Origin of the sequence: Tenacibaculum sp. MEBiC06402 (assembly GCF_049239625.1) — a bacterium.
Taxonomy (GTDB): Bacteria; Bacteroidota; Bacteroidia; order Flavobacteriales; family Flavobacteriaceae; genus Polaribacter.
The window spans coordinates 310,979-327,441 of the sequence record NZ_JBMKKT010000097.1 but is presented as its reverse complement, the minus strand read 5'-3'; the positions used below and the strand labels follow the sequence as shown (position 1 = coordinate 327,441).

Here is a 16,463-nt window from a genome sequence, read left to right as displayed (position 1 = left end):
TAGTGTTATTAAATTTTAAAGAATATTTACTTAACTTCTTCGAAATCTACATCTTCAACATTATCACTTCCAGCATCTGCAGAAGCTCCTGCATCAGGACCAGGTTGAGCTCCTTCAGCTCCTCCCGCTTGTTGCTGTGCAGCATACATTTCTTCTGAGGCAGCTTTCCAAGCTTCATTGATTTTCTCCATCGCAGCATCTATAGAAGCTAAATCTTTGCTCTCATGAGCTTTCTTTAATTCTTCTAAAGCACTTTCAATTGGAGCTTTTTTATCTGCCGATAATTTATCTCCAAACTCTTTTAACTGCTTTTCTGTTTGGAAAATCATAGAGTCTGCTCCGTTAATTTTATCTGCAGTTTCTTTCGCTTTCGCATCAGCATCAGCATTTGCTTCAGCATCTGCTTTCATTCTTTGGATTTCCTCATCTGTTAATCCTGAAGAAGCTTCAATACGAATGTTTTGCTCTTTATTAGTTCCTTTATCTTTTGCAGAAACATTGATAATTCCGTTTGCATCAATATTGAAAGTAACTTCAATTTGAGGTACTCCTCTTGGCGCTGGTGGAATATCTGTTAATTGGAAACGTCCAATAGTTTTGTTATCTGCAGCCATTGCTCTTTCTCCTTGTAATACGTGAATATCAACAGCAGGTTGATTATCAGCAGCTGTAGAGAAAACTTGTGACTTCTCTGTAGGAATTGTTGTATTTGCTTCGATTAACTTAGTAAATACATTACCCATAGTTTCGATACCTAATGATAATGGAGTTACATCTAAAAGAAGAACATCTTTAACATCTCCAGCTAAAACACCTCCTTGAATTGCAGCTCCTAAAGACACAACCTCATCTGGATTTACTCCCTTACTTGGCGCTTTTCCAAAGAACTTCTCAACAGCTTCCTGAATAGCAGGAATACGAGTTGAACCTCCTACTAAAATAACCTCATCAATATCAGATGTAGATAAATCTGCGTTTTTTAATGCTGTTTTACAAGGCTCGATTGTTCTTCTTACTAAATCATCAATTAACTGCTCGAATTTAGCTCTACTTAAAGTTCTAACTAAGTGTTTAGGACCTGAAGCAGTTGCTGTAATATAAGGTAAGTTAATTTCAGTTGAAGTTGTACTTGATAACTCAATCTTAGCTTTTTCAGAAGCCTCTTTTAAACGCTGTAAAGCCATTGGATCTTTGCGTAAATCCATGTTCTCTTCAGCGTTAAACTCATCTGCTAACCAATTAATGATTTTTTCATCTACATCATCACCTCCTAAGTGCGTATCACCATCAGTAGCTAATACTTCAAATACACCATCTCCTAATTCTAAGATAGAAACATCATGTGTACCTCCACCAAAGTCAAATACTACAATTTTCTTATCAGAATCAGCTTTATCTAATCCGTAAGCTAAAGCAGCAGCTGTTGGTTCGTTAATAATACGACGAACTTTTAATCCTGCAATCTCTCCAGCTTCCTTCGTAGCCTGACGTTGCGCATCATTAAAATATGCTGGTACTGTAATAACTGCTTCTGAAACATCTTGTCCTAAGTAGTCTTCCGCAGTTTTTTTCATTTTTTGTAACACCATCGCAGAAATTTCTTGTGGTGTATATAAACGATCATCAATCTTTACACGAGGAGTATCATTGTCTCCCTTTACAACATCATAAGGTACTCTGTCTGCTTCTTTTTGAGATTCAGAATACTTGTTCCCCATAAAACGTTTAATAGAATAAACAGTTTTTGTTGGGTTAGTCACCGCCTGACGCTTTGCTGGGTCTCCAACTTTACGCTCTCCTCCTTCAACAAAAGCTACTACAGAAGGTGTAGTTCTTTTTCCTTCAGAATTAGGAATTACTACTGGCTCGTTTCCTTCCATCACAGAAACACAAGAATTGGTAGTACCTAAATCTATTCCTATAATTTTACTCATAACTTTATTATCGATTTTATTTTATTCAAAAATTTTTACGATAACAAAATGTCAAAGGTCATGCCAACGCCTTATTTAATTTGTTTTGACAGTTTTTAACATTAATTAATGACAGGCTGACAGTTTTTCCAAAAAAAATAGAGAATAATTTAGTTTAAAGTCTTTTTGTATTCATTATAAACAGTGATGATGTTCTTGTAAGTATTTTTGAGAACTCTATTTTGAATTTCATCTTTATTAAAAAAAGTAGCTTCCATTATTCCTTCTTCCATAAGTGGCTTTAATGAATGACTCTCGTTTTTCGTATTCATCTGATACCAATAAGTCATTTTTAGTCTATGCTCACCTTTTGAAGGATATAAATGATACGTATTTACTAGAAATTTTACTAAACCTACACTAGATAAACCCGTCTCTTCCTTGACTTCTCTCATAGCGGCATCTTCAACAGTTTCGTTTGCTTCAATTCTACCTTTTGGCAAATCCCACTTATTCGCTCTAAAAATGAATAAAATTTCTTTTTTTTGGCTCACAACCAATCCACCACCTGCTTTTCGCAACCTAAAATCAACACAAAACTTTGCCCATACCTCTTTCAAGTTAGATGTATACAAATAAACTCCTTTTGACTTACCTGTTTTAACCATTTTAATAACATCTGTTAAAATGATATCTTTGTAATTCAACACAGGATACTCTTCTCTTTTTATTAATGAAGATGTAAATATAATAGGTCTATCATTCACAAAAACTTTATACATTTGCGCTATGATTTTAAACAAAGATACAGCAAAAAAAACTGCCGAACTTTTACTGCAAGTTAAAGCTATTAAATTAAGTCCAAACGAACCTTTTACATGGGCTTCTGGATGGAAATCGCCAATATACTGCGATAATAGAGTGACACTTTCTTATCCTCAAGTTCGAAATTTCTTAAAAGAAAAAATAGCTAAACTAGTAGAAGAGAAATATGGAAAGCCAGATGTAATCGCTGGAGTGGCAACGGGAGCAATCGCTATTGGTGTTTTAGTCGCTCAAGAATTAGGTGTACCTTTTGTTTACGTTCGTCCGGAACCTAAAAAACATGGAAGAAAAAATCAGATTGAAGGCCATTTAGAACGTGGTCAGAACGTTGTAGTGGTTGAAGACCTAATTAGTACTGGCAAAAGTAGTTTAAATGCTATAAAAGCTCTAAAAGAAACAAACGCAACTGTAAAAGGAATGGTTGCCATATTTTCATATGGATTTTCAATTGCAGCGGAAGCTTTTGAAAATGATCATTTAGATTTTACAACATTGAGCAACTATGAAGAATTGCTTGAACAAGCATTAGAGAGTAATTATATAAACGAAAAAGAATTAATTACACTAGAAAGCTGGAGATTAAACCCAAGCGAGTGGAAACAATAAAATAAGTACAAAAACAAATTTAACAATGAATATAGAAGGAAATAACATCACGGTAAATAAATCGCAAGAAGACTTATTTAATTTTTTAACTAAACTTGAAAATTTCAAGCAGTTAATGCCTGAGAATACAGAAAAATTTGAAGTTGATGGTGATTCTTTTATTTTTGGTTTAAAAGGAATGCCTGAAATTAGATTAGTAATGAAAGAAAAAACTGAATTTTCTAATGTTACTTTAGGAGCTGCAAGTAGTAAATTACCTTTTACATTAGCTGCGGACATTGAAGCAATTTCTGAAAACGAGAGTAAAGCACAATTAAAATTTGAAAGTAGCTTCAACCCTATGATGGCAATGATGGTAAAAAAACCATTGACAAGTTTCATCAATACATTGACAGAAAACTTAGAAAAACTATAAATTAAGCAAATGAAACTTCTTTTAAAGCAAACTCTTTAACTGTTTCATCACTTAATTCTATTTGGAGTTTCCCATTAGTTGTATTGACTCCAATAATTTTACCCATAAATAAAACATTCTCTGCATCTTTAAACATGCTCGGAATGTTTTTTTTATACAATACTTGTAAATATCGTTCTTCTAATAAACTATACCCTCCACTTTTTAAAAGATTAATATTAGTCTTTAGTTTAGAAATAAACTCTTTTAACAAATCATCTAAATCAAATTCCTTGTTCAAAATCATTTTCAGTGATGCAGCATCTGGTAATTCAGGAGGAAATATTTCTTGATTTACATTTAATCCAATACCTATTATGGAAGCATTAATCATTTTTCCTTTAAGAATGTTTTCAATTAAAATACCGCAAACCTTCTTTTTTTCTGACAGAATGTCGTTTGGCCATTTGACTGACAATTTTGGAATCTCCAAGCTATTTAGTGTATCATATACAGACAAGGCTACAGCGAAGTTTAAATAAGTTTGATTATGGATCTCAAGGTTATCAAAAGTAGTGTAAACGCTGAACAATAGGTTTTTACAAGGCTCAGACACCCAAACAGTATTCATTTGACCTCTTCCTGAGCTTTGCTTTTCGGTAACAATTATTGTAAAGTCATTAAGCTCAGAAGCTACTGACAAATCTTTTAAAAAAGAGTTTGTAGAAGCAGTGGCATTGAGTTTGATTATTTGCATATATATTTATTATTGCAACTCGTATTAATAATACATAAATTAATCGCAAAAAAATAATAACTTTGCTAAAATTAAAAATTTTTAATGACAAAAAAACACGCAAGTACAGACGAATTAATCGCTACGATTATTAAGGGTATAGATGATGTTAAAGGTGAAAATATTCAGCTTTTAGACTTGAGAGAAATAGAGAACACCGTATGTGATTATTTTGTAATTTGCACAGGAAATTCAAATACACAAGTTAACGCTATATCAGGTTCGGTTCAAAAAGTAGTTAGTAAAGAACTAAAAGATAAACCTTTTAATGTTGAAGGGCAAGAAAACTCTGAGTGGGTTTTAATGGATTATGTGAATGTTGTTGTTCATATTTTTCAAAAACACATACGAGATTATTACGACATTGAAAGTCTTTGGGGTGATGCTAAGATTACCGAAATAAGCCCAGCTTAATCCATATAATTCTTAAATTCTCCAAATTCTTATGAGCGAAAAGAAAAAAAACAACTCGAAATTCACATTAAATTCTTATTGGATTTATATACCTCTTATTTTATTTTTCTTAGCAATGGGGCTTTTTAACCAAGGCAATCCAAATTCTAAAGAAATTACCAGTAATGATTTTACTGAAATGTTGGAAGATAACGACATTGAAAAGATCATGATTTATAATAAGTCAATTGCTGAGATTCATATAAAGAAGGAAGTTTTTAAAGAAAAAGAGAAGTATTCAAAAAACAAAAAGGATAACTTATTATTTAGTAAATCGAGTAATATTTTCGAATATAATGTAGGTGATTTACAAAACTTTGAAAATCAACTTAAAGAAGCAAAAGAAAAGTATAATCTAAGTTTATTTTATAAACACAAACAAAGAACAAGTCTATTAGATACAATTTTCAGTGCTTTACCTTTCATTTTACTAATTGCTATCTGGTTATTCTTTATGAGAAGAATGTCAGGTGCCGGAGGCGGTTCAGGTGGAAGTGGTCAAATTTTCAATATCGGAAAATCTCGTGCTAAGTTATTCGATGAAAATACTAAAGTGAAAACTACATTCAAAAATGTAGCTGGATTGGAAGGTGCTAAAGAAGAAGTTCAAGAAATTGTTGATTTCCTGAAGAACCCTGAAAAATACACAAAATTAGGAGGTAAAATTCCAAAAGGAGCATTATTAGTTGGTCCTCCTGGAACAGGTAAAACATTATTAGCAAAAGCAGTAGCAGGTGAAGCAGGCGTTCCTTTCTTTTCATTATCTGGATCAGATTTTGTTGAGATGTTCGTGGGTGTTGGAGCTTCTCGTGTAAGAGACTTATTCAAGCAAGCTACACAAAAATCACCTTCAATTATTTTTATTGATGAGATTGATGCTATTGGTCGTGCTCGTGGTAAAAATAGTATGACTGGTGGTAATGATGAACGTGAAAACACGCTTAATCAATTATTAACTGAAATGGATGGTTTCGGAACAGAATCTAATGTTATTGTATTAGCCGCTACAAACCGTGCTGAAATTTTAGATAAAGCTTTAATGCGTGCTGGTAGATTTGATCGTCAAATTTATGTTGACTTACCAGATTTACATGAACGTAGGGAGATTTTTGAGGTACATATTAAACCTTTGAAATTAGCAGATGATGTAAATTTAGAGTTTTTAGCACAACAGACACCTGGTTTTTCTGGAGCGGATATTGCAAATCTTTGTAATGAAGCTGCTCTTATTGCTGCTAGAAATAATAAATCGGCAATTCATCATCAAGATTTCTTAGATGCAGTTGACAGAATTGTTGGTGGACTTGAAAAGAAAAACAAGGTTATTACACCTAAAGAAAAGAAGGTAATCGCTTATCACGAAGCGGGACACGCTACAGTTAGCTGGATGTTAAAATATGCAGCTCCTTTGGTAAAAGTAACAATTGTACCAAGAGGACAATCATTAGGAGCAGCCTGGTATTTACCGGAAGAGCGCAAAATTGTTCAGACCGAACAAATGTTGGATGAAATGTGTGCTACAATGGGTGGTAGAGCTGCGGAAAAATTAATTTTCAATAAAATTTCAACGGGAGCATTAAGTGATTTAGAAAAAGTTACTAAACAAGCTCGTGCAATGGTTACTGTATATGGTTTGAATGAAGAAGTAGGAAATGTAACCTATTATGATTCATCAGGAAACGATTCTTTTGTAAAACCATACAGTGAAGAAACTGCAAAAGTTATCGATGAAGAGATTTCTAAAATCATTGAAGGACAATATACAAGAGCTATCGAAATTTTAGATCAAAATAGAGACAAGCTTGATATTTTAGCACAAAAACTTCTAGAAAAAGAAGTTATTTTTAAAGATGATTTAATTGAAATTTTTGGAAAAAGACCTTTTGAAGCTAAAGAAGAACTTCCAGGTACAGAGGAAAATATTGATACAATTTTAGATTAAGAATCGTAACTTTTTAATGAATATTTTAAGAAAGTTATTTGGTGCACATAAAGAATCAGCCAAAGATAATTTTATAAAAAAACAACCTGTAAAATTATCTTTGGATGACGCTTTCGTGCATCATTTTATAAATGAAGGAGGTAAATTTTTATACTGCACAAAAATTGAAGAGGTCATTGAAAACCTTAAAAACATTGTACAAGAAAATAAATGGAAAACTATTTCTTGCAACGATATAGACCTGTTAAAACTATCAAATGAAATAGATGAGGTTAAAATCAATCAAGATTTAAAAAATAATTATCCAATATTTATCACCTGCGAACATTTAATTGCTAATTCAGGAGAAATTTTATTTTCTTCGAATCAATTAGGAAGTCACAAATTAGCGTCTCTTTCTGATGATTTTATTGTTTACGCTACAACTAGTCAATTAGTAAAAAATATAAGTGAAGGATTAAAAGGTATAAAAACGAATTTTAAAGGTAATATTCCAACCAACATAAGTTCTATTAAGCATTACACACTTGAAAATAAAGTTGAAGACGATTTTTTAAGTTATGGTAATATTAATGCTAAAAACTTATATCTCCTATTATTTGAAGACCTATAAACATGAACAATTTTTCAACTAGAGTTATATCAGCAATTGTTTATGCCGCTATCTTTATTTTTGCAATTGTTTACTCACCAAATACGTATATTGGTTTAATTACTTTTTTCGGTAGCATCTGTCTGTGGGAATTCTCGAAAATAATTCAATTACAAAATGTACTTCTCTCAATTATCTCTTTAGTCCTTTTGATTTCATTGAATTATTTAAAAATTTTAGATACCAATAAAATTATATACCTACTTATTTTTTGTTTGCTGCACTCAATCTATTTAATTATTGATTTGTACTCAAAAAATTTTAGTAATCGAAATCCGATTTTAAAATCTTTTACAACAATAAGCTACGTAGTATTACCTTTTTTCTTTCTTACTTTTCTACCATTCTTAAATGGTACTTATCAGCCAAATCTTATAGTTTATATTATTTTGATTATTTGGACGAACGATAGTTTCGCGTACTTAGTTGGAAAAAACTTTGGAAAGACTAAACTATTTGAACGTATTTCTCCGAAAAAAACAATAGAAGGATTTGTTGGCGGCTTTTTATTCGCTGTTTTTGCTGGGTTTTTAATCGGGAGATATTCGAACATACTTTCAACCCAAAGCTGGTTAATTATAGCTGTTTTAACCTCTATTTTAGGAACTTTTGGTGATTTAGTTGAAAGTAAATTTAAACGTCAAGCTAGCGTAAAAGATAGCGGAACGATAATGCCAGGTCATGGTGGACTTTTAGATAGATTAGACAGCTTGTTTTTCCTTGCACCCTTTGTATATTTGTATATACATTATTTGATGTAGGCATGATTTCTAATTTGGACGAACAATTTAATGAAGCATTTAAAAAAGCATCTACTACAAAACAAAAACTTGCACCGGATGTTTTATTGAGATTATATGCCTATTACAAACAAGCAACAAGAGGAGATAATTTTTCATTCAATGCGAACACTAGTGAAGAAGATTTAAAAAATGCTTTTAAATTTAACGCATGGGCGCAGTTGAAAGGAATGAATGAAGAGGAAGCTAAAAAACACTATATTGAATTGGTTAATTCAATTATAAAATAAGATATAACAATTAAAAAGGTTTAAGTCTTTTTACAAACTATAGTATATTTCTTATCAATCTTAAAAATCAACAATTACAATGAACAAATTTTCAACAATTTTATTTGCTTTGATATTTAGTAGCTTAATTATTTCTTGTAAATCAGAAGCAAAAAAAGAAACAACTAATAAGGAAACCGAAACGACTGCAGTAGAAAAAACAGCACCATATTCATTAAAAAATGCAGATACTAAAATTGGGTTTACTGCTTATAAAACTACAGACAAAGTTCCTGTAAATGGAGTTTTCGAAAAAGTTGAGATTATTAATGGCGGTGACGGAGACTCAGTAAAGGACGCAATTAATGGAACTGAGTTCAATATTCCAATTAGTAGCTTAGAAACAAAAGATAACGGAAGAAACCTGAAAATTAGAAAGTTTTTCTTTGGAGTTATGGAAAATACAATCTCTTTAAAAGGAAAGCTAACTATAGATTCTGATAGTACGGGTATTGCTGATTTCACCATGAATAACATGACTCAAAAGCTACCATTTAAATATACAATTAACGGTAAAGTTTTTAGTATGAATACGACTATGGACATTGCAAAATGGAATGCTCAAAGTGCTATTGATTCTTTAAATGTAGTTTGTAAAGATTTACATCAAGGAGAAGACGGCGTTTCTAAAACTTGGAGTGACGTTGCTATTAACGCAACTTCTACTTTTAAATAGAATACCAATATTTTAGAATATTAAAAAGCCTCAGAATTCTGAGGCTTTTTTTTATGGTTAATTTAAAATTTTATCAACTAATTTTTTCTTTTTAGCTTCATCATCACCGAACAACCACCTCAATACATTATCCTCCCACATTTGATCTTTTTGTTCCTCTGTAATAATATCCCTGCTAATTGCCAAGTCTAAAATCTTTCCTGGGTAAGAAGATTGTTTATCACTTTCCATTTCCCCTAGAGGATAAGGATCATCTAAACCAATTAAAATTTGGTTGGTTCCTTGATTTTTAATCAATAGTTCTAAAGATCCTGTGTCGTGCACTAATGTATCAAAGAAAATATTTTTATTTCCAACAGCCTTCCTTGGATGAATTTTTCCTTCAAACAAATCTGGTCTACCATCAAAACCTTGAATTCTTCTACCAAGATTCATTTGAGCTAGTTGTCCACCATGAGCAAAACATACGCGCATATTCGGATACTTCTCGTAATAACCGTTTAAAGTTAAAAAATGATAAGCATCTGCGCATTGAGCCAACATCCATATTAAATGAAATCGCCAACTCGTATTTTCTAGTTTAATAAACTTTTCACCATCATAAGGATGCACTTCTACAGCTAAATTATATTTATTGGCCAACTCGAAAATTGGTTCATTTTCTTCATCAAAAATACAACGCCAAGTTCCAATGGTATCCATGTAGTGCGTTGGTAAACACAACAAATTCATTCCTAATTGCTCAACACATCTCTCTATTTCCCAACAAGCTCCTCTAACAAATCCAGGATGCACTACAAAACCACAAGTAAATTTATCCGGATGATCTTGTTGTACCTGAGCGTTAAAATCATTCTGAAAACGTAAAGCTTGTTTCATTTCTTCTAAACGAAGTCCATTACCGTACAATTGAGACAAATTAAGAACAACTGCATGATCTATATTAAAATGATCCATCCACTCTAATTTTTCATTTAGAAAAAAACTAGAATCCGTTACTGGTCTACTCCAGTTTTTTTGAAGCATAAACTTCTTGTCTTTATCCACCCAAAAAATCCCCTTATCTTTCATGAACTGCGGGATTTGTTCGGGATATGGTAATAAATGGGAATGACCGTTTATTCTTAACTTTCTTTTTGTCAATGTTTGGTTTGTTTTTAAAGTTTATAGTTTTTCAAAAGTGTATTTTAGTTTACTTTATTTGGAGGTTGCATAACAGAACCACAATTAATACAAGTACACTTTTCCTTATCTGAATAGTACTTATCGAAAATTTTTGGCATATCTGTTTCAATGTTGTCTAGTGCGAATTCCTCACGATATAATGGAGTGCCACAATTTTCGCAATACCACTCTAAAGCATCTAACATTCCTTCAGAACGTGGATATTCGATGACTAAACCAACTGTATTTTCTTTTCTTTGAGGTGAATGAGGAACTTTTCCTGGTAACAAGTAAATATCTCCTTCGTTTATTTCAACATCAATCATTTCTCCTTTATCATCTATGATTTTAAGTATCATATCTCCTTCTAGTTGATAAAAGAACTCAGGAGTTTCGTTATAGTGATAATCTTTTCTATTATTAGGACCTCCAACAACCATTACGATATATTCTCCATTGTCCCAAACTTGTTTATTTCCTACTGGTGGCTTTAAAAGATGACGATGTTCATCTATCCACTTTTTAAAATTAAGAGGCTGTACTAAATTCATATGCTAGTTTTAATGCGATATAAATTTAATAAAAGTGGAAAGATAAGTTATATACTTAATTAAAATTAATTAAAATAAGTGAGACATATTACTTAAATTACATCAATAAGTTTATATCAACTTAATAAATGAACTATGTATTTTACAATTAAAAAAGGAAGATCTAACGCTACAATACTTTTTATTGCTACGGGTTTATTTTTGATACTTGCTTTTAGTTATCAATTATTTATCCATCTTAAAGCTAATGATTTCATTTATGAATTTCCTGGTGATTGGGATAAGCCTTTAGGTATTTTAGTAGGAATTTTCTTAGTTTTTCGTTCAAAGCGATTTAAAAACCAAAGAAAAGGTCTTTATATTAATCTCTCTAAGGATGCGCTAGAATTCCGAACGAAAGAATCAGAGAACATTCAAAAAATTAAGCTATCTGATATAACAAAAGTATATCCTGAAGAGAATAGCATTATTTTGAGAACTATGAAACAAAATCATATAACCATTTGTCTTAAAACAATCAAATCAGAAAAAGAGATGAAAGAAATAAGAAAAAAAGTTATCGAAATAATAAAAACTAATAACTAAAATTAATTACAAAGATTTAGTTCTTCCTCCATCAACAGGAACATTAATCCCATTAATAAAACTCGCTCTTTCGCTTGATAAAAACACAATCGCATTTGCAACCTCCTCAGGCTGAGCAAAACGCTTTGCAGGTGCTGCATTTTTCATGGTTTCAATCACTTCATCAACAGATTTACCTGTTTTATTCGCTTTATTATTGATAATTTCATTTAAGCGCTCTGTAGCTGTGGCTCCTGGTAAAACATTATTTACTGTAATTCCAAATTCACCTAGTTCATTTGCCATGGTCTTTGACCAATTTGCTACAGCTCCACGAATTGTATTAGAAACTCCTAAACCATCTAATGGTTGTTTTACAGAAGTAGATATCACATTAATAATTCTTCCGTATCCTTCTCTTTTCATAAAAGGAACAACGGCTTGAACCAAAACATGATTGCATTTTAGATGCATTGTAAATGCCTTTTCAAACTCGCCTAATTCAGCATTAAAAACAGGGCCTCCAGCTGGTCCACCAGTATTATTAATTAAAATATGAAAGTTAGCTCCAGAAGCTTCAATTTTTTGTTTTAATTCTTCCGGATTTGTAAAATCGGCAACAATGTAGGAATGCTTCTGATTGTTAGTCGGAAGCTCTTTTAAAACAGCCTTTAATTTATTCTCATTACGAGCAACTAATGTAATATTAACACCTTCTTCCGCTAAACCAATAGCTGCTGCTTTTCCTATTCCTTGTGTACTTCCACAAACCAAGGCGTTTTTCTTATTCAGATATAAATCCATTATGGAGTTGGTATAAATTTAAATTTATTCAAAATAGAATCTGCAACTCTCTTATAATCATCGTAGCTCTTCTTCAATGCGGTAAAAGTAAGAATATACATTTTTTTACCTTTTTTGTAAAAATGTTGTTTTACCTTTAATTGTGCTCCAGAAACACTCACAGCATAAACTAAAACGTGTCTTTCATTTATTTTATCGTATAAATTTTCGATAACAGAACTCCCAGTCATCATATTTCTCAATTGAGATTCGGTGAGTTCAATATAAGACTCCATAGTCATTTCTGCCTTTAACTCTTGGATAACCAAACTAATATTTTCTCTAAACGGATCTGTCTTCTGCTTTGGAGAGAACAAAATAAACTCCACATCTTTTCTTTCAGACTTTTGTAAATCCCATTTTTTAGGGTATTCGATAAAATAATCCTCCGATTTAAACACGTCAATATCTTTTTGGCTAAAACTACAAAGTGAGATAAAAACAACTAATAAAGATAATTTCAACTTCATTTTACACTTATATAAATTCTTAATATTGTATACATATATTCTTAGCTTCGGTAAAAAAACGTAACGCCTCAAAACCTCCCTCTCTTCCTACTCCACTCGACTTAACCCCTCCAAATGGAGTTCTCAAATCTCGCATTAACCATGTATTCACCCAAACAATTCCTGTTTGTAACTCTTGAGTCATTTTCATGGTTCTATTCAAATTATTTGTCCAAAGTGTTGCTGACAAACCATATGAAATATCATTGGCCAAAGTTAATGCTTCATTTTCAGTTTTAAAAGACATAATTGTTACTACCGGTCCAAATATTTCCTCTTGGTTTAATTTACACTTATTACTCGTCACTTCAATAATTGTTGGTTGTAAATAATAACCATTTTCAGCTCCTTCAATTTTAACCTCATTCCCTCCAAATAAAATTTTTCCACCTTCTTCCTCTGCAATATCAATATATGATTTTACTTTCTCAAGATGTGGCTTAGAAACCAAAGCTCCAACATTGGTCTCTGAATCAAAAGGAATGCCAATTTTTAATTGACTTACTTTTTTAATAAAATCTACCTTAAACTTTTCATAAATAGATTCTTCAACAAATATCCTACTTCCACATAAGCAAATTTGTCCTTGGTTAGCAAAAGATGATTTTACTGTCGTTTCCAACATTTTATCATAGTCACAGTCTGCAAAGATGATATTAGGGTTTTTTCCTCCTAATTCTAAAGATAATTTTTTAAACATTGGAGCAGCTGTTCGAGCAATATGTGCGCCAGTTGATGTTCCGCCTGTGAAGGAAATCGCTTTAATGTTAGGATGCGCAACAATTGCCTGACCAGTAGTATTGCCTAATCCATGAACAATATTTAAAACACCTTTTGGCAATCCTGCTTCGTTACAAATTTCACCTAACAAATAGGCAGTCATTGGTGTTACTTCGCTTGGCTTTGCCACAACGCAGTTCCCTGCAGCAATGGCTGGAGCTATTTTCCAAGTAAATAAATACAATGGTAAATTCCATGGAGAAATACATCCAACAACTCCAATTGGCTGACGTAATGTTAAATTTATTGCATTCAACCCAACACTTTCATGAGCTTCCGAAGCGAACTGAGTAATAGCATTTGCAAAAAACTGAAAATTAGAAGATGCTCTAGGAATATCAACAGCTTTTGCCAATGTTAACGGTTTACCATTGTCTTTGGATTCTGCTTCTGCTAAAAATTCTAATTTATCTTTTACCAGTTGTGCTATTTTAGATAGAATAGCACTTCTTTCATCTAAAGTAGTTTTTGACCATGAGGTAAAAGCGTTTTTTGCTGCTTGATATGCTTTTTCAACATCTTCTTCACTGGAATTCGGAATTTGTCCGTAAACCTCACCAATAGATGGATTATAATTGTCTATCCATTGATTTTTAATTGGATTTACGAATTCTCCGTTTATGTAGTTTTTAATGTTCATTTCATTATAGATGTGAGAATCCAGAAAAATAAATCAAATTTCTTTTGATTTAAATATTCGAATTGTAGCATGAAGAATTTAAGGAATAAAAACAATTTTAAAACGACCATCTGTTATTTCAACTTTATCAGATAGATTGTTTTCTTTATAAAAAGTAGCACTGAACTCTCCTTTTAATAGTCTTTTTAGAGATGAACCTTGATATTGGGTACTGCTAGTAACCTTAAAAAAGCTCCCAGATTGATCTCCATTATAGGTTTTATAACCATAAATTGAGTTAACATTAGGATAATAGAATAATGCAACCTTTCCTGCATTTTCATCTATATCATTATTATTCATGGCAAAATCATAACTTTTTTCATCAAATAAACCGTCGAATAAATCATTCTGTGATCCTTCTGAACAAATATGCATTCTGTTAAATTCAATATCCATAGAGGGTAATGAATCATCAAAACTTGGATAAACACCTGAATTATATGAAAAACCATTGTTAGAGGAATTCACACAAGTAGAAGGTTGCGTGTTTGATGTGCTAATTTCATATGTAGCTATTGATTCATTCGCTTTCTGACCGTAAACAAATGGTTCTCCATTTAACTTTCCTGAAAAGTACCATAAATATTCAGAGTCATCGATTGAATTTGAAATATCATTCCCTTCTCCACTGCATGATGCTATGATTAAAAAGGTTAAAGAATAGCCTAACATGTTGATTAATTTATTTTTCATTTTAATTTATTTAATTATTACTATTTTTCTTAAAAGCCGTAACCTTAATCTCTACTACTAAGTCCGGATGTGGTAATTGATGAACTGCAACTGTAGTTCTTGTTGGTCCGGTTTCTTTCTCAAAAAACTCTCCGTAAGCTTTGTTATAACCTCCGAAATCATTCATATTCACTAGAAACGTAGTAACATCAACAACATCTTTTAAACTTGCTCCAACAGTTTGTAAATTTCGATCAATGTTTTTTAATACTTCTCTAGTTTGAACTTCAATATCTAATTTTTTTGTGTTCATTTCATCAATCAACTCCACTCCAGCTATTGAATTATCAGGTCGTCTTGAACTGGTTCCAGAAACAAATATAAAATCCCCAACAACTTTTACATGAGGATATGCTCCTCTCGGTGTTACCTTTTTTTCCATTTTAGTTAATTTCTTTTAAAAGTTCCCACAACTTTACAGTAGTTTTTAAATTACGAGTAGTTGCAACAACATTTAATTTTTTCTCTAATGTATTGTTTGTTAGCTTCGTTTTTCCGAAGCCAGACGGACAATATAAATAAACAATATCATTATCTATTTTATATTGATCGTCGTTTATTCCTTTAACTTCAATTTCTTTTTCCTGAACTGAATTATTTAAAAAACTAAAAGCTACAATTTTTTCATTCTCTTTTGAAAATGGATAGTTCTCAATCGCTTTTTTCCATTCATTTGGAGTTCTAATGATAACTGGAATATCATAACCAAATTCTGATTGAATTGCTTCATGAATATTTTTAGAAACCTCTTCTTTTGTAGCTTCTGACTGTAGAATAATGTTTCCGCTTTGAATATAAGTTGAGACGTTTGTGAAATTTAATTTCTCTAACATTTCTCTCAACTCTTTCATCGGTAATTTATTTTTACCAGAAACATTGATTCCTCTCAGTAATACGATATATGTTTTCATTGTTTTGTCAGGTCGAGCGCAGTCGAGACCCTTATTCATAATCCCAACTCCTCAAAAGATAAATCTAATTATTAAGGTTTATATTTAAAATGTGTTGCATTTCTACATTCAGATAAAACTTTTATTAAATCAAAATCACCCTTTATCAATGCTCTCTTTTTCTTTGAACTCCATCTTTTAATTTTCTTCTCAAAAAGTATTGCTTGAATCACATCATCGAATTCTTTATTAAAAACTAAATTCAAAGGTCTTCTTTTGTAAGTAAAACATTTTTTATTTAAACCTTTTTCATGTTCTTCAAATCTTCTTGATAAATTATTTGTTATTCCAACATACAACAACTTATCAAAACATTCAACTATATAAACGTAATACTTTTTCATAAAATCTCTCGACTGCGC

Annotated in this window: 21 protein-coding genes; 9 read left to right on the top strand and 12 right to left on the bottom strand. The window is 31.6% G+C overall.

Annotated features, from left to right (window positions below; genetic code table 11):
• Positions 1 to 26 precede the first annotated feature (26 nt).
• Together dnaK and ACOSP6_RS11350 are read right to left on the bottom strand one after the other, a co-directional pair.
• Positions 27 to 1,934: a molecular chaperone DnaK gene (dnaK, locus tag ACOSP6_RS11355; protein ID WP_422093298.1), complete on the bottom strand. Its 1,908-nt coding sequence runs from the start codon at positions 1,932 to 1,934 to the stop codon at positions 27 to 29.
• A gap of 149 nt (positions 1,935 to 2,083) precedes the next feature.
• On the bottom strand, positions 2,084 to 2,695 hold the full coding sequence (locus ACOSP6_RS11350; RefSeq protein WP_422093299.1) for an NUDIX hydrolase: 612 nt from the start codon (positions 2,693 to 2,695) through the stop codon (positions 2,084 to 2,086).
• Between the two features lie 7 nt (positions 2,696 to 2,702).
• Between ACOSP6_RS11350 and pyrE the strand changes: the two genes are divergently transcribed.
• Both pyrE and ACOSP6_RS11340 read left to right on the top strand, forming a co-directional pair.
• Positions 2,703 to 3,344: an orotate phosphoribosyltransferase gene (gene pyrE, locus ACOSP6_RS11345; RefSeq protein ID WP_422093300.1), complete on the top strand. Its 642-nt coding sequence runs from the start codon at positions 2,703 to 2,705 to the stop codon at positions 3,342 to 3,344.
• A 25-nt stretch (positions 3,345 to 3,369) separates the two neighbouring features.
• Positions 3,370 to 3,759, top strand: coding sequence for an SRPBCC family protein (locus ACOSP6_RS11340; RefSeq protein WP_422093301.1), 390 nt, complete (start codon positions 3,370 to 3,372; stop codon positions 3,757 to 3,759).
• A 1-nt stretch (position 3,760) separates the two neighbouring features.
• Here ACOSP6_RS11340 and ACOSP6_RS11335 read toward each other — a convergent pair whose 3' ends face one another.
• A complete protein-coding gene (locus ACOSP6_RS11335; RefSeq protein ID WP_422093302.1) occupies positions 3,761 to 4,495 on the bottom strand; it encodes a biotin--[acetyl-CoA-carboxylase] ligase in 735 nt (244 codons plus the stop codon).
• A gap of 84 nt (positions 4,496 to 4,579) precedes the next feature.
• Between ACOSP6_RS11335 and rsfS the strand changes: the two genes are divergently transcribed.
• The 6 genes from rsfS (at position 4,580) to ACOSP6_RS11305 (ending at position 9,326) form a co-directional block, all read left to right on the top strand.
• A complete protein-coding gene (gene rsfS / locus ACOSP6_RS11330) occupies positions 4,580 to 4,948 on the top strand; it encodes a ribosome silencing factor (RefSeq protein ID WP_422093303.1) in 369 nt (122 codons plus the stop codon).
• Positions 4,949 to 4,979: 31 nt separating this feature from the next.
• Positions 4,980 to 6,929: an ATP-dependent zinc metalloprotease FtsH gene (ftsH, locus tag ACOSP6_RS11325; RefSeq protein ID WP_422093304.1), complete on the top strand. Its 1,950-nt coding sequence runs from the start codon at positions 4,980 to 4,982 to the stop codon at positions 6,927 to 6,929.
• A gap of 16 nt (positions 6,930 to 6,945) precedes the next feature.
• Complete coding sequence (locus tag ACOSP6_RS11320; RefSeq protein WP_422093305.1) at positions 6,946 to 7,542, top strand: hypothetical protein; 597 nt, start codon at positions 6,946 to 6,948, stop codon at positions 7,540 to 7,542.
• A 2-nt stretch (positions 7,543 to 7,544) separates the two neighbouring features.
• Positions 7,545 to 8,342, top strand: a complete 798-nt coding sequence (locus tag ACOSP6_RS11315; RefSeq protein ID WP_422093306.1) for a phosphatidate cytidylyltransferase — start codon at positions 7,545 to 7,547, stop codon at positions 8,340 to 8,342.
• Positions 8,343 to 8,344: 2 nt separating this feature from the next.
• Positions 8,345 to 8,611, top strand: coding sequence for an acyl-CoA-binding protein (locus tag ACOSP6_RS11310; protein WP_422093307.1), 267 nt, complete (start codon positions 8,345 to 8,347; stop codon positions 8,609 to 8,611).
• Between the two features lie 79 nt (positions 8,612 to 8,690).
• Positions 8,691 to 9,326, top strand: a complete 636-nt coding sequence (locus ACOSP6_RS11305) for a YceI family protein (protein WP_422093308.1) — start codon at positions 8,691 to 8,693, stop codon at positions 9,324 to 9,326.
• Between the two features lie 57 nt (positions 9,327 to 9,383).
• On the opposite strand, the gene ACOSP6_RS11300 is transcribed toward ACOSP6_RS11305, so the two are convergent.
• Positions 9,384 to 10,469 (bottom strand): amidohydrolase family protein, encoded by a 1,086-nt coding sequence (locus tag ACOSP6_RS11300; protein ID WP_422093309.1) that lies wholly within the window; start codon positions 10,467 to 10,469, stop codon positions 9,384 to 9,386.
• A gap of 44 nt (positions 10,470 to 10,513) precedes the next feature.
• Positions 10,514 to 11,041: a 3-hydroxyanthranilate 3,4-dioxygenase gene (locus tag ACOSP6_RS11295; RefSeq protein WP_422093310.1), complete on the bottom strand. Its 528-nt coding sequence runs from the start codon at positions 11,039 to 11,041 to the stop codon at positions 10,514 to 10,516.
• A 135-nt stretch (positions 11,042 to 11,176) separates the two neighbouring features.
• Here ACOSP6_RS11295 and ACOSP6_RS11290 point away from each other — a divergent pair, with 135 nt between their 5' ends.
• Positions 11,177 to 11,626, top strand: coding sequence for a hypothetical protein (locus tag ACOSP6_RS11290; RefSeq protein ID WP_422093311.1), 450 nt, complete (start codon positions 11,177 to 11,179; stop codon positions 11,624 to 11,626).
• Positions 11,627 to 11,632: 6 nt separating this feature from the next.
• Here the strand turns inward: ACOSP6_RS11290 and ACOSP6_RS11285 are convergent, their stop codons facing one another.
• The 7 genes from ACOSP6_RS11285 to ACOSP6_RS11255 form a co-directional block, all read right to left on the bottom strand.
• Complete coding sequence (locus ACOSP6_RS11285; RefSeq protein WP_422093312.1) at positions 11,633 to 12,409, bottom strand: SDR family oxidoreductase; 777 nt, start codon at positions 12,407 to 12,409, stop codon at positions 11,633 to 11,635.
• Positions 12,409 to 12,918, bottom strand: a complete 510-nt coding sequence (locus ACOSP6_RS11280) for a PsbP-related protein (RefSeq protein ID WP_422093313.1) — start codon at positions 12,916 to 12,918, stop codon at positions 12,409 to 12,411. The genes ACOSP6_RS11285 and ACOSP6_RS11280 overlap by 1 nt, the downstream gene beginning before the upstream one ends.
• Before the next feature lie 19 nt (positions 12,919 to 12,937).
• Positions 12,938 to 14,377: an aldehyde dehydrogenase gene (locus ACOSP6_RS11275; protein WP_422093314.1), complete on the bottom strand. Its 1,440-nt coding sequence runs from the start codon at positions 14,375 to 14,377 to the stop codon at positions 12,938 to 12,940.
• A gap of 78 nt (positions 14,378 to 14,455) precedes the next feature.
• Positions 14,456 to 15,112, bottom strand: coding sequence for a hypothetical protein (locus tag ACOSP6_RS11270; RefSeq protein ID WP_422093315.1), 657 nt, complete (start codon positions 15,110 to 15,112; stop codon positions 14,456 to 14,458).
• A gap of 10 nt (positions 15,113 to 15,122) precedes the next feature.
• On the bottom strand, positions 15,123 to 15,533 hold the full coding sequence (locus ACOSP6_RS11265; RefSeq protein ID WP_422093316.1) for a RidA family protein: 411 nt from the start codon (positions 15,531 to 15,533) through the stop codon (positions 15,123 to 15,125).
• A 1-nt stretch (position 15,534) separates the two neighbouring features.
• Complete coding sequence (locus ACOSP6_RS11260; RefSeq protein WP_422093317.1) at positions 15,535 to 16,062, bottom strand: DUF1697 domain-containing protein; 528 nt, start codon at positions 16,060 to 16,062, stop codon at positions 15,535 to 15,537.
• Between the two features lie 71 nt (positions 16,063 to 16,133).
• The gene (locus ACOSP6_RS11255; protein WP_422093482.1) at positions 16,134 to 16,445 is read right to left on the bottom strand and encodes a GIY-YIG nuclease family protein; all 312 of its coding nucleotides are present in this window, start codon (positions 16,443 to 16,445) and stop codon (positions 16,134 to 16,136) included.
• Positions 16,446 to 16,463: the final 18 nt, after the last annotated feature.